This is a genomic window from Bacillus sp. XF8, from assembly GCF_017498755.1.
GTDB lineage: Bacteria > Bacillota > Bacilli > Bacillales > Bacillaceae_G > Bacillus_A > Bacillus_A bingmayongensis.
The window spans coordinates 1-13,511 of sequence record NZ_JAGDQK010000023.1 but is presented as its reverse complement, the minus strand read 5'-3'; the positions used below and the strand labels follow the sequence as shown (position 1 = coordinate 13,511).

Below are 13,511 nucleotides of genomic sequence, written 5' to 3'. Positions count from 1 at the left end.
GATACGTTTATGTTATTCTTTTGCATTTTGTCGCAAATATATTAAACGTTATTGCATCACAATGAAATTTAATATATTTAATTTATGTTGAGTGTGTGGTCATTTTTGTGGTCTGTGGTCAAAAGGAATATAGCTGACTAACTTTGGTCAGCTTTTTTAAAAAATTTTCCGAAAGAAATCATATTTATAGGAAAGTAATATCGACCTAACAATATGTAATTTTACATTATGCAACTTTACATATTGTTTACCCTATAAATTATGTTATCATTATATCTAGATGTTGATAACCTACTTTTGTATTCGTAATGTCATAACCAACTGATTTAAAATGTTTGATTAGATACCTGTAATCAAACCGCAAAAAAACTCTAATACTCATCAAATTGAGTATTAGAGTTTTTTTGTTAGTTATAGGGCGGTACCATCATGATGTAACTAAGGGAAGAATAGCAGAGAAGTAAAAAAGAGCTGCCTCGAAAGAGCCAGCTATAGTTTACTGTAAAGTAATATTGGTAAAAGTATTGTTCGAATTAACAAAGTTGCGAATATGATTCTTATTTGTGTAGTATTTCAAAAAGAGTGGCGTTGTTCCTGTATAGACAAATTCATTTTCTTTTAGAATCAATTCGTTTGCTCCGACTACTGAACCAGATGCCAACAAAGCAGAAAACGCAGGATTACTTATCGTAACTCTACAATTGATTGTCTTATAGGTTGTGTAAGGTCTGTTGGTGTCGGATAAGAACAAATTGTTCTTAGTATTAATGGTGATATCACATTCTTCTAATGATGTGTATGGTGTTTGATTATCCACGTTTGTAATACCAACTTCACAAGTTGTATCTATAAGTTTTGATTTAGTAACCTTAATGTTCATTGGACGACCACTAAATAAATGATTTCTTAACTCACAATTAAGAAATTCTGACCGAGTGAACTCGCAGATGTCTACCTTTTGAGCATTAGGGTTTTCTGATCTGACTCGTAAGTTTTCGAATCTACAGTTATCATATTCTTTCACTTTAAACGTCATTTCTCTTTGTGTAGGGACAGATTTAAAGGTACATTTGCTTATTTTATTTCCCTTTAACCACGGTGTAGTAACTGGGTTTTCTGTGAAAGTGAAATGATTATTATCAAATGTACAATTATCTCCCAGTGCGACGAAATCAGGGTTCACGTATTGATTATTTGATAACGAAACTCTATAAGAGTCATTTGTTAAATTCATATTACCACCTGTGAAGCTGTTACCTTCAATATTTACAAAAGCCGCACTAAAATTAGAAGTCATAAGACCGATATTGTTTTGACAGTTATATAAGAAATTATCCTTAATAGTCGCATGGAGTAATGAGTAGAGATTAATTGCGATATAATCGATGTTATAAATATGATTGTGCTCAATAAGGATATCATAGCACCCCACCAAAATACCATGATAACTACCGTAAATTTCATTATCTTTTATAGTGCAACTCGCCCCATAAGAATCTTCCATGTTTATTGAATACCTGGTTGGATCGTTAAAAATTGGCTTTCCATCTAGAAATCTAACCAACCCCTTTCCGTTGTCTCGAATTCTATTGTTTATAATTTCGTTGTAGTTACCACCAAGTGTAATGCCACCTCTATGACCATTGAAAACCTCGCATTTTTCAACAGTATTATGGTGCGGGATACCCCCAAACATAATTGTATATTGCAGATTCTTATTTACATTGTTTTCATTATATAATTGAAGTCTAAATTTCATTGCGTTAACTGGGATTGAAATATCTGTATAGATTCTTCTTTTCTTCATAACACCTATGAATTTATTGTTATTATCGTAAAAGAAGATATCCAAGTCTTTACTATTTAAATTTGTTGTTCTTGCATATCCTGCACCAGCTATAAGGAAGGAAGTTATCTTTGGTGTTAAGTCTTGCGGTATGTTTAACATCTTAGTTATGAGTGTATTCGTAGAGGAAATAGGCTGTCCTGTATTATAGTCTAAAGCACTTAAGGTAAGTCCTTGATTAAATTCACCATAGTCAAAAATAGAGTTCGAACTAAATGAAATGTTATCGCCCATATAATCGCGAACTATACAATTTTTCACAGAACAATAACTTGAACTTTTTTGAAAGAGAATACCATAAGTATGCTCCATTGCTACTTCTAAAGGATTTGAGAAGCTTCTGTCATCCCTACATCCAATAATAGTTCCACCGAATAAATGAGAGTTGGTGACTTTACTGAAGACGATACTATTCCCTTTGAAATTGTAATAATCAGTAGTTGTCCTATTATCGAATGGTGATTTCTGGTTAGAATCATATATTACTTTTAGTGTCGAACCATTTAAATTAAATTTCAAATTAGTAAACATGGTAATTTCACGAGGATAACATAGAGCGTAATTACCTTTTGGAAGAATAACTTCAGAATAATTATTAGATGCTGCAAATTGCAACGCACTGTTTATCCCTTGAATATTCTTATCAGCTTGAATATAATCTGCATCTACATAGGGTTTTGTAGGTAATCCTTCTTTTATCCCCCACCGATTTAATTCAATTAAATAATTCAATTATTATCACCTCTTAATTTTCTTAAAATATTATATTCATTAATAAAATAAACCGCCCCTAAAAAGAGACGGTTTTAAAATCATTTTACATATACATAGGCTTCATTTGCTGTTACATAGTATGTTTTTCCCTTGCCGTTGTTTACTTTGTATTGTGGTGGTCCCTTAACAATTTGAATGGTTTCATTCCAATCAACTGCATACATAATGAACGAAAGCGTTACGCCATGTACGAGTTTCATATTTTTGAATATTAATAGCTGGAACTTCTGGAGTTGCTGTACTCAGTATCAAAATGTAAATCAGTACGAGTTAAAATATCACACTTTAAATAATTAATAAGCAGGATACATATAGTTCTATATATTCACTAACATGTTTATAACTAATCATATCAAATCACTTGCCGAATACTTCTTAATTTCTTTCTTATTACTTCCTTCTGGTAGCAAGTCCGTAAGTTGTTTGATTATTCGTTGATATGATTGATCACGAGTATTATATAATCGGGCAACAGATCGCTCTCTTTCATACAGCTCTGCCTTATCAGGTTGTGAGAACATTTCGTAGTCACCATTCTCAGGTATATCTACCCACATCTCATTTATTAAAACGTGTAACCTTGCTGCTTGAATAATTAATCCTTCTACTACTTTTAATTTACTGGGTGGGATGTCTTTAAATAATCTTCTCAAACGATTTTTTCTTTGTTAACTAGCATCTCACACTCATCAATATCCGCCATATGATCACCTCGATTCAATCATATTTTTAAAAAGGGAAGGGTTCCTATGCGATACAGCTCAAAAATTTGAAAAATCACATCCCCCTCCTCGGTGCTCCATTTCTTAAAAAAATTGATTTTTTTAAGGGGAGTATTTATTCCGAATTCTTTTTACCACTTTTCATCATGTTCCCATTTATTCGGCTTCCTTTCGAAAACTCTTCCATGTTCTTTTTTATGGCAATCCACAAAGACTTTTTCAAGATACCTGCCTTTACAAAAACATTTCTCCAAGCCTTATTAACTTGGGATTTATCGACCTCTTTTGAACATCTAGCATCAATGAAATTGACCAAATGGATGATCGACAATTCGAAAAATACTTGAGTTCCTTAGACCAATTGCTTGGATACCAATCAGAAGTTACAAAAGGCTACTACAATGCTAATCATGCCTGTGTGACAACTAACAGCTATTTCACAAAACCTGCACGTAAACTAGCAATTGCTAATGATGTATTACTTTTTGATCGCGTAGCGCTCAAGTAAATCATCAAAATATCCATCACCCATCAACTTCGGAGGTGAGCAGTTAGCTTTTGCTAGCTGCTTTTTTGTTTTTCATTTGCACTTTTTTACAAATATGAAATATATTCAAGATCGTTTAGGGCATAAAAATATCGAAGTCACTTCTAATATCTACTCTCATATCAGTGACAAGATAAATAAAGATTCTATTGCAGGATTTGAATCGTATATGAATGATGTTTTAGGCTAAAAAAATTTAGATTTTTTTGTGGCTGTTTTTCTTTTTGTAAAAACCTTATTGTTTTTTACACCAAAAGAAAAAGCCTTGATATTAGTAATATCAAGGCTTTTCACTCTTAATAAAGAGTCATATATTGATCGCGTTCCCATTGGTGAACTTGTGTGCGGAACATATCCCACTCAATTTCTTTCGCTTCGATAAAGTGCTCAAGTAAATGCTCACCTAATGCACCACATACAACTTCATCAGATTGTAATGTAACTAGAGCTTGTGCTAACGTTGCTGGTAAATCAACGATACCTGCTTCTTCACGCTCTTCTTTTGTCATAACATAGATGTTACGATCTACAGCAGCTGGCGGAGTTAATTTATTTTTAATTCCGTCAAGACCTGCTGCTAATAATGTTGCCATTACTAAATATGGGTTTGCAGCTGGATCAACACTACGTACTTCCACACGTGTACTTATACCGCGAGATGCTGGGATACGCACTAATGGGCTACGGTTTTGTGCAGACCATGCTACATAGCAAGGTGCTTCATAGCCAGGTACTAAACGTTTGTAAGAGTTTACAGTTGGGTTTGCTACCGCTGTAAATGCTGGCGCGTGTTTTAAAATACCTGCGATGAAGTGACGTGCATCATCACTTAATTGTAAGTCACCGTTTTGATCGTAGAATACGTTTTCCCCATTTTTGAATAGAGATAAGTTACAGTGCATACCAGAACCGTTCACTCCGAATAATGGTTTCGGCATAAATGTTGCATGTAAGCCGTGTTTACGAGCAATTGTTTTTACAACAAGTTTGAATGTTTGAATATCATCACATGAACGAAGTGCATTCGCATATTTGAAATCAATTTCGTGTTGCCCTGGTGCAACTTCATGGTGAGATGCTTCAATTTCAAAGCCCATTTCTTCAAGTTCAAGAACGATATCACGACGACAGTTTTCCCCTAGATCCATCGGCGCAAGGTCAAAGTATCCACCGTTATCGTTTAGTTCTAATGTTGGATTTCCTTTTTCATCAACTTTGAATAAGAAGAATTCTGGTTCTGGTCCAAGGTTGAATTCAGTAAATCCTAATGCTTCCATTTCTTTCAACATACGTTTTAAGTTATTACGTGGGTCACCTTCAAATGGAGTGCCATCAGCATTGTAGATGTCGCAAATTAAGCGGGCTACTTTACCTTTTTCAGCAGTCCAAGGGAATATTACCCAAGTATCTAAGTCAGGATACAAATACATATCCGATTCTTCAATACGAACAAATCCTTCAATAGAAGATCCATCAAACATCATTTTGTTATCTAGAGCTTTCGTTAACTGACTAACTGGAATTTCTACATTTTTAATACTTCCTAAAAGATCCGTAAATTGTAAACGGATATACTTTACATTCTCTTCTTTCGCTAAACGGAAAATATCTTCTCTAGTGTACCTTGCCATTATAAATTCCTCCTTAGTCCCTCTAAACACCTTCAGAATCAGTCATTTCTAGTGAAAAAACCTTGAAATATCACCTTGTCGTAATGAAGTTCGATTAAATCTGCCTGTATGTTGCAGTTCATCTCGAAGAATTTTACGAAGCTCAGACTTTGAAATTTCTTTCGTTTCTTCTTTTACTTTCACTGCTTCTGTTTGATTTTCTTTCATTTGCAATACTTGTTTAATACCAGCCATATTTAAGCCTTGATCTAACAAATCTTTAATTTCTAACAACTTATCTACATCGTTAAATGAAAACAATCTACGATTTCCCTTTGTACGGGTTGGGAAAATTAAATTGTGCTCTTCATAGTAGCGAATTTGACGAGCAGATAATTGTGTTAAATCCATTACAATACCAATAGGAAACAGCGGGGCAGAACGTCTATCTTCTTTCATTATTTCAGTTCCTCCTTCGCCTTAACTGTTTCTCATTTTATACCATGTTATGTTTGATGTCAACAGATGTCAGCTTTTCTTACATGATTTTTTTATAAATTTTTTCATTCTTTTTTAAAATGGTACAAATCCCTTCTTCTATACAAAAAAGCTGTCGAAATCGACAGCTCCCTCTTACGAAATTGTTAATAGTTGTTTTTCAATTAACGCATCAATCGCAGAACAAATCGCAATCTTCACGTGAGAATAAGTTAATCCACCTTGTACATAAGCAACATACGGAGGACGAATTGGTCCATCTGCTGATAATTCAATGCTTGCACCTTGAATAAACGTACCTGCAGCCATAATAACATCATCTTCATAACCTGGCATATAGTTTGGATACGGTGTAAAGTGAGAATTAATTGGAGATGCATATTGAATTGCTTGGCAAAATGCAATCATACGCTCTTTGTCATCAAATTGAACAGACTGAATCAAATCTGTTCTTGCAGCATTCCATGTTGGTGATGTATTCATTCCTAACTTCTCTAAAAATGCAGCTGTAAAGACCGCTCCTTTTAACGCTTGGCCAGCAACATGAGGAGCTAAGAAAAAACCTTGATACATTTCTTGTAAGCTATATAAAGACGCACCCGCTTCTGCTCCAATTCCTGGAGACGTTAAACGATACGCACAAGCTTCTACATATTGCTCTTTCCCAACAATGTAACCACCTGTTTTTACAATTCCACCACCTGGATTTTTAATAAGGGATCCTGCCATTAAATCCGCCCCAACATGGCACGGCTCTAACTCCTCAACAAATTCTCCGTAGCAGTTATCTACAAATACAACAACATCTGGCTTAATTTCTTTTACAAAAGAGATCATCTCTTTAATTTCTGCAATTGTAAATGATGGACGAGTCGCATATCCTTTTGAACGCTGAATGCCAATCATTTTCGTATTTTCATGGATCGCAGCTTCCACAGCTTTAAAATCAACACAACCTTCTGCCGTTAACGGTACAGCATTATAGCCAATGTTATATTCTTTAAAAGAGCCAACACCTTTACCTCGCACACCGACAATCTCTTCTAACGTGTCATAAGGTTTTCCTGTTATATACAATAACTCATCACCTGGACGTAAAATACCAAATAAAGCTGTTGAAATCGCATGTGTACCTGAAATAATTTGCGGACGAACGAGCCCTGCCTCTGCTCCAAACACATCAGCATACACCTTTTCTAAGGTATCACGACCGATGTCATCATAGCCGTAGCCTGTTGTCGGGATAAAATGTGAATCACTAATTTTATGATCACGAAAACTTTCTAATACACGGAATTGATTACTTTCAATTACTGCATCAATGCGTTTATGTACACCTGTAATTTGTTCTTCTACTTCTTTTACAATAGGAGCGATTCTCCCTCCATTTTTCAAACGATCAAACATTGTTATTCTCTTCTCCTTTTTCCACTAAAAATCTCTTTAATTGCCCATTCAGCGGGGAATGACCAAATATATAACCTGTACACTCATAGAAGAATTCATTTTCTTTAAATTCCATCCCAGTTAATACAGTTTCTGTTTTTAAAAGCGTTAGTAATTTACCTTCACTCGGAGGAATCATAGCCTTATACGATTCCATCTCTTCCATCATCTTCGTTTCTACCGATTCTTTCAGTCTTAATAAATCCACTTCCTCAAAAGCACTTGTCATAAGAAAATCACTTTTTGGAAACGGAATAAAATTCTGATGTAATTTATCCTTCTTATTGTAAACCGTAATAATTGGAATATGATCAATTTCAAGATCCTGTAGTAATTGTTTTACCGTCTGTTCATGCCCCACATAATTCGGATCTGCAGAATCAACGACGTGTAAAATCACATCCGCTTCACCTGCTTCTTCCAATGTAGAGCGAAACGCAGCAACCAATGACGTTGGCAAATCTTGAATAAAACCTACTGTATCAGTTAGCAATACAGTATAACCACAAGGTAATTGCATCTTTCTTGTCGTTGGATCTAACGTCGCAAATAGCAAATTTTCTTCAAACGCATCCGCTTCTGTTAATCTGTTAAATAATGTCGATTTCCCAGCATTTGTATAACCAATTAACGCAACTTGAAATACTTGATTATCCTTTCTACGCTCACGATATCTTTTCCGGTGCTCCACAACAACCTCTAGCTGTTTCTTAATTTCATCAATCCGGGAACGAATGTGACGACGATCTGTTTCTAACTTCGTTTCACCAGGACCTCTCGTACCAATTCCACCTCCAAGACGTGATAGCGCTAATCCTTGCCCCATAAGGCGTGGCATTGTGTATTGCAATTGAGCTAATTCCACTTGAAGCTTACCTTCTCTTGATTGCGCACGCTGAGCAAAAATATCCAATATCAGTTGTGTTCGATCAATCACCCTTGCATCTAATACAGAAGATAAATTACGAATTTGACTAGGTGTTAACTCATTATTAAATATAATAACAGCCGGTTCTAATTCCTCCGTCAACGCTGCAAGTTCTTCTAATTTCCCCTTACCTATGTATGTAGCAGGATGAAATTTCGGACGTTTTTGCGTTGTAGATACCAAAACTTCCGCACGAGCTGTCTTCGCAAGCGACGCAAGCTCTTTCATGGAATGCATAAACCGTTCATCATCATCTTGCGGCAATTGACAGCCAACTAATATGACTTTTTCTTTTTCTTCCATCAAATATGTTCACTCATCCTTTTCGAAATTTAAACCTTCTAATATAATAGCAGAGGAAGCACATTTCATCTAGTTGGCGGGGGAGAAAATTCATGGCATGGGAGATTTTTAGCATCATTGGTACAATTGCCTTCGCACTCAGTGGAGCTATTGTCGCAATGGAAGAAGATTACGATATTTTTGGGGTATATATTTTAGGAATGGCAACCGCATTTGGGGGAGGTGCCCTTCGTAACTTATTAATCGGTTATCCAATCGTCGCTTTTTGGCAACAAGACATGTTATTTCAAATTGCACTTTTGTCAATGACGATTATCTTTCTATTTCCAAATAAATTAATTACACATTGGAAACGATGGGAGAACATTACAGATGCCATTGGCTTATCGGCATTCGCTGTACAAGGAGCGCTTTATGCGCAAAAACTCAACTTACCTATTAGCGCTACAATCGTCGCATCTGTTTTAACAGGAATTGGCGGCGGTATCATTCGTGATTTATTAGCGCGCCGTAAACCTCTTGTCCTTCGCGCGGAAGTATATGCATTTTGGACGATTTTAGCAGGTTTTTTAATCGGCGCCAAAATCGTTGTTAGCGATTGGGCTTTGTACATTTTATTCATTTTGATTGTTTGCTTCCGTATGATCTCTATTCATTATAAATGGCATTTACCACACAGACGCTTAGATAATAAAGAGCGTTCTCTTCATAAATAGCAATTTCATCCCTTTACATATCGTAAAGGGTTTTTTCTTTTCTGACGTGTTTTTCTGTCCATAGTGTCCATACTAAATTTTAAAGAGAGGTGAACATAATGACAAACCACGTAAATAAAGGAGCTCAAAAAAGCTCAGTCAACCAAATTAGCTTCGATCCAAAATCCGCCCGTGAAAAAAGCGAAAAGATGGAGCGATATCATAGGGCATATCAACAAAAAGCTAAAGAAGAATAGAGGTGATAAAGAATGGCAAAAGGAAATAATAACCGCAATCGCGGACAAAGTAGTAGCGTTAATCCACAAGGACTTGCATCAGATGTAGCTGATACAAGTCCAAAAAGTAAATTAGAACAACGAGCAAAAACAAAAAATACAAAATAAAACATAATACATTACATTTCTCTTCGATATAAAGTAAACGCACAGTTTATGAACTGTGCGTCTCTTCTTCAAGCGTTAAATCACTACTTGATATCCCAATTAAATCATACTTATCATATGCATCCTCTTGTAATAAGCGCATCGCCTGTGTACGGATGGATTTCTCAACAATATTCCGGACATATCGCCCATTACTAAATGATGTAATTTGCGATGAATATTTCACCGCATGTAAATGATCACGGAATTTCCACTCCGCCTCTTTTGATAACTGATATTCTCGTTCATCATACATTCTCTTGCCAATTTCAAGCAACTGATTCACTGTATAATCCGCAAACTCAATAATAAATGGAAAGCGCGATTGTAAGCCTGGATTTAAAGAAAGGAAATGATTCATTTCTCTTGAATACCCCGCTAAAATTAAAACAAATCCATGTTGCTTATCCTCCATATGTTTGACAAGCGTATCAATCGCTTCTTTTCCAAAGTCTTTCTCTCCACCACGCGCTAGCGAATATGCTTCATCAATGAACAATATTCCACCCATGGCTTTTTTAATTAAATCTCTTGTTTTTTGTGCTGTATGCCCAATATATTCTCCCACAAGATCCGCGCGTTCCGCTTCGACTAAATGCCCCTTTGATAAAATGTTCATCTCAAATAATAATTTCCCAATCATTCTTGCGACAGTTGTTTTTCCTGTTCCCGGATTTCCCTTAAATAACATATGAAGCACTTGCTTTTCTGACTTCAAGCCGATTTCTTGCCTTTTCTTATTTACATAAATCCATGCATAAATTTCTTTTATTATTTTTTTTATATCTTCCATTCCAACAAGTTTACCCATTTCCTCTTCGATCCGCTGCAGCATCTCATGCTTCGTAGATGTTTCACTTGAAATTACCGATTTATTTTCTGAAGCGGGTACTGAAACTTTCTTTCGGTGATTTAACACGATATTAATTTGATTATTATTTTTCTTACGCATCGATTGTTCCATACAATCACCTCTTTTATCAACTCACCAAATAGTATTATTAATATTTCCACTTCCCCTATAAATAACCATTTTCAGAAAAGTTTGCTATAATATAAGAAAAAACAGGGTGGTGGGAATATGGAAACAAAGAATCTTCATGATACGGTACAAGCTTTTTCTGCCTTTTTATTAAATAAAGGTCGAAAACCCTCAACCATCAAACGTTACGTCTATGATATTGAAGATTTTGGGAATTGGTTAGAAAAAAATAAAAAGCTTTCCTCTAGTAATATATGGGCTACACTTTGTACAAAAGACTACGAAGATTATTTTTCCGACTTAAAAAAGAAACGACATTACTCTGAAAAAACAATGCACCGTGTATTTATTGTCTTAAATAGACTATATCAATTTTTAAACCTCCCAAATCCATTAAAGGATATGGAACTCGTCATCCAACCTAATCGTGCGTTACGCGATGAAGATTTCATTTCAAAAGAGGATGAAAAACGCTTAAAACATACCCTGACTTCATTAGAAGGATTATCAGAGAAGCAACGTCCTGTCCGTCCCTTACTAATGGATCGTAATATTTCTATTGTGAATTTACTCATTGACTACGGCTTATCCCTACAAGAACTTGTATCATTAAATATGCATCACGTTCATTTTGAAACAAATACAATTTCCATCCCAGCTGTAGCAGGTGTTGAAAGAACCATTAATTTAACCCACAACGACAAAAAACAACTATATAACTATTATAAAAAAATCCCTGAACCAGTTCGTCCCAAATACCATAGTGATGACCCACTGTTTGTAGCATTTGATTTCAACCGTAACACATATCGCTGGGTGTACGAAAACGATGCCCCGAAAGCACTAACAGAAATAGCTGTTCAAAAAATGATTCGTCTTGAAGTAGCTCGAGCAAATTTACGCAAAGGAATTTCTGGTCAACACTTTCGGAACACTTTTATTTTACGTTTAATTGAGCAGCACATTCCAGAACAAGAAATCATGAAACGTGTTGGTTTCAAATCAAAAATTTCCTTAAAAAGGTATTATCAATACGCAAAACAAAAAGAAAACGCCTCATAAATAGGCGTTTTTACTATTTTTCATACAAACAGCCCGTTCCCCTATTCCTTTTTATATTTAACTTGCATCTACTATGATAGGTTTTTCAGCATCTAAATTAGAAAGGAGAATTTTAATGTCTCATTTTAACGATAATCTGAAAAAGACTTCAAAACCGTATTTTCCAACACAACCTCTCCGTATTCCGGCAGTTCATTATACCCCTATTCCTGAATTATACTTAAATCTTTTTTCCGATACTTTAAGTGACTTAACTAATATTATTCCAGCTGTATTTTCCTATCCAATACAATCTAACATAAAAGAATTTATAAACTTATTAGAAATAATAAAAGGGTTCCTGGAACGCTTAAACTTAACACTTACACAGCGAGAAACCGGCATCGCAATTGTCGAAAATTTAATTACTGTTTTGGAAAATCAGCCTTTTGTAGCAAATGCAACATATATTGAATTACAAAACTTGCTCAACTTTTTACTGTATATCACTAAATTATTTAAAATCAATCATCGTGTATTCAAAAGAATCATCGTGCAAATAAAAAATTTACAAATTACTTCACTACAAATTGCACCAATTGGAATGACCGGACCTCAGGGCGAACAGGGGCCTCAAGGTAAACTAGGGCCTCAAGGCGAACAAGGGATTCAAGGCGAACAAGGGCCTCAGGGCGAACAAGGGCCTCAGGGCGAGCTAGGGCCTCAAGGTGAACAAGGACCTCAAGGTGAACAAGGACCTCAAGGTGAACAAGGACCTCAAGGTGAACAAGGACCTCAAGGCGAACAAGGACCTCAAGGCGAACGAGGACTTCAAGGCGAACGAGGACCTCAAGGTGAACAAGGACTTCAAGGTGAGCAAGGGCCTCAGGGTGAGATGGGACCTCAGGGCGAACAAGGACCTCAAGGCGAACAAGGGCCTCAAGGCGAACAGGGACCTCAAGGCGAACAAGGGCCTCAGGGCGAACAAGGACCTCAAGGCGAACAGGGACCTCAAGGCGAACAAGGGCCTCAGGGCGAACAAGGGCCTCAGGGTGAGATGGGACCTCAGGGCGAACAAGGACCTCAAGGCGAACAAGGGCCTCAGGGCGAACAAGGGCCTCAAGGCGAACAAGGGCCTCAGGGCGAACAAGGGCCTCAAGGCGAACAGGGACCTCAAGGCGAACAAGGACCTCAAGGCGAACAGGGACCTCAAGGCGAACAAGGGCTTCAAGGCGAACAGGGACCTCAGGGAAAGCGAGGACTTCAAGGCGAACAGGGACCTCAGGGAAAGCGAGGGCTTCAAGGCGAACAGGGACCTCAGGGAAAGCGAGGGCTTCAAGGCGAACAGGGACCTCAGGGAAAACAAGGACCTCAAGGCGAACAGGGACCTCAAGGCGAACAAGGACCTCAAGGCGAACAAGGGCCTCAAGGCGAACAAGGGCCTCAGGGTGAGCGAGGACTTCAAGGCGAACAAGGACCTCAGGGTGAGCGAGGACTTCAAGGCGAACAAGGACCTCAGGGTGAGCAAGGGCTTCAAGGTGAACAAGGACCTCAGGGTGAGCGAGGGCTTCAAGGCGAACAAGGACCTCAAGGTGAGCAAGGACCTCAGGGCGAGCAAGGACCTCAGGGCGAGCAAGGACCTCAGGGCGAGCAAGGACCTCAGGGCGAGCGAGGAC

At 37.0% G+C, this 13,511-nt stretch carries 12 protein-coding genes and 5 pseudogenes; 7 read left to right on the top strand and 10 right to left on the bottom strand.

Annotation, left to right across the window (positions count from 1 at the left end; genetic code table 11):
• Window positions 1-496: 496 nt before the first annotated feature.
• The 5 genes and pseudogenes from J4P91_RS15185 to J4P91_RS28915 form a co-directional block, all read right to left on the bottom strand.
• Complete coding sequence (locus J4P91_RS15185; protein ID WP_207994803.1) at window positions 497-2,578, bottom strand: right-handed parallel beta-helix repeat-containing protein; 2,082 nt, start codon at window positions 2,576-2,578, stop codon at window positions 497-499.
• Between the two features lie 170 nt (window positions 2,579-2,748).
• Window positions 2,749-2,872 (bottom strand): annotated as a pseudogene (locus J4P91_RS29730) (N-acetylmuramoyl-L-alanine amidase); the annotation flags it as partial.
• A gap of 95 nt (window positions 2,873-2,967) precedes the next feature.
• Entirely contained in the window at window positions 2,968-3,273 is a 306-nt protein-coding gene (locus J4P91_RS15175; protein WP_374192050.1) for a hypothetical protein, read from the bottom strand.
• Window positions 3,274-3,473: 200 nt separating this feature from the next.
• A pseudogene (locus J4P91_RS28920) lies at window positions 3,474-3,566 on the bottom strand (HNH endonuclease); the annotation flags it as partial.
• Window positions 3,560-3,673: pseudogene (locus J4P91_RS28915) on the bottom strand (DUF3983 domain-containing protein); the annotation flags it as partial. The pseudogenes J4P91_RS28915 and J4P91_RS28920, both read right to left, overlap by 7 nt.
• Here J4P91_RS28915 and J4P91_RS28910 point away from each other — a divergent pair.
• Complete coding sequence (locus J4P91_RS28910) at window positions 3,659-3,850, top strand: restriction endonuclease (RefSeq protein WP_243763866.1); 192 nt, start codon at window positions 3,659-3,661, stop codon at window positions 3,848-3,850. The pseudogene J4P91_RS28915 and the gene J4P91_RS28910 sit on opposite strands and share 15 nt — an antisense overlap.
• 335 nt (window positions 3,851-4,185) lie before the next feature.
• On the opposite strand, the gene glnA is transcribed toward J4P91_RS28910, so the two are convergent.
• The 4 genes from glnA to hflX all read right to left on the bottom strand — a co-directional run bounded on the left by glnA (window position 4,186) and on the right by hflX (window position 8,674).
• Window positions 4,186-5,520: a type I glutamate--ammonia ligase gene (gene glnA / locus J4P91_RS15165; protein ID WP_207994801.1), complete on the bottom strand. Its 1,335-nt coding sequence runs from the start codon at window positions 5,518-5,520 to the stop codon at window positions 4,186-4,188.
• Between the two features lie 48 nt (window positions 5,521-5,568).
• Entirely contained in the window at window positions 5,569-5,958 is a 390-nt protein-coding gene (gene glnR, locus J4P91_RS15160) for a transcriptional repressor GlnR (protein WP_002014475.1), read from the bottom strand.
• 174 nt (window positions 5,959-6,132) lie between these two features.
• Window positions 6,133-7,404, bottom strand: coding sequence for a methionine gamma-lyase family protein (locus tag J4P91_RS15155; protein ID WP_207994800.1), 1,272 nt, complete (start codon window positions 7,402-7,404; stop codon window positions 6,133-6,135).
• Complete coding sequence (gene hflX, locus J4P91_RS15150) at window positions 7,397-8,674, bottom strand: GTPase HflX (RefSeq protein ID WP_207994799.1); 1,278 nt, start codon at window positions 8,672-8,674, stop codon at window positions 7,397-7,399. The genes J4P91_RS15155 and hflX overlap by 8 nt, the downstream gene beginning before the upstream one ends.
• A gap of 92 nt (window positions 8,675-8,766) precedes the next feature.
• Between hflX and J4P91_RS15145 the strand changes: the two genes are divergently transcribed.
• From J4P91_RS15145 to J4P91_RS29425, 3 genes are all read left to right on the top strand, one after another.
• Window positions 8,767-9,390 carry a trimeric intracellular cation channel family protein gene (locus J4P91_RS15145; protein ID WP_207994798.1) on the top strand — a complete coding sequence of 208 codons (624 nt, stop codon included), beginning with the start codon at window positions 8,767-8,769 and terminating at the stop codon, window positions 9,388-9,390.
• A gap of 98 nt (window positions 9,391-9,488) precedes the next feature.
• Window positions 9,489-9,626 carry a hypothetical protein gene (locus J4P91_RS15140; protein WP_207994797.1) on the top strand — a complete coding sequence of 46 codons (138 nt, stop codon included), beginning with the start codon at window positions 9,489-9,491 and terminating at the stop codon, window positions 9,624-9,626.
• 12 nt (window positions 9,627-9,638) lie between these two features.
• Window positions 9,639-9,773, top strand: a complete 135-nt coding sequence (locus tag J4P91_RS29425; RefSeq protein ID WP_001051869.1) for a hypothetical protein — start codon at window positions 9,639-9,641, stop codon at window positions 9,771-9,773.
• A 46-nt stretch (window positions 9,774-9,819) separates the two neighbouring features.
• Here J4P91_RS29425 and spoVK read toward each other — a convergent pair whose 3' ends face one another.
• Window positions 9,820-10,776 carry a stage V sporulation protein K gene (gene spoVK / locus J4P91_RS15135; protein ID WP_207994796.1) on the bottom strand — a complete coding sequence of 319 codons (957 nt, stop codon included), beginning with the start codon at window positions 10,774-10,776 and terminating at the stop codon, window positions 9,820-9,822.
• A gap of 117 nt (window positions 10,777-10,893) precedes the next feature.
• Here spoVK and J4P91_RS15130 point away from each other — a divergent pair, with 117 nt between their 5' ends.
• The 3 genes and pseudogenes from J4P91_RS15130 to J4P91_RS29580 form a co-directional block, all read left to right on the top strand.
• Window positions 10,894-11,856, top strand: a complete 963-nt coding sequence (locus J4P91_RS15130; protein WP_207994795.1) for a tyrosine-type recombinase/integrase — start codon at window positions 10,894-10,896, stop codon at window positions 11,854-11,856.
• Window positions 11,857-11,929: 73 nt separating this feature from the next.
• Window positions 11,930-12,406, top strand: a pseudogene (locus J4P91_RS29585) (collagen-like repeat preface domain-containing protein); the annotation flags it as partial.
• A 157-nt stretch (window positions 12,407-12,563) separates the two neighbouring features.
• Window positions 12,564-13,511, top strand: a pseudogene (locus J4P91_RS29580) (hypothetical protein); the annotation flags it as partial.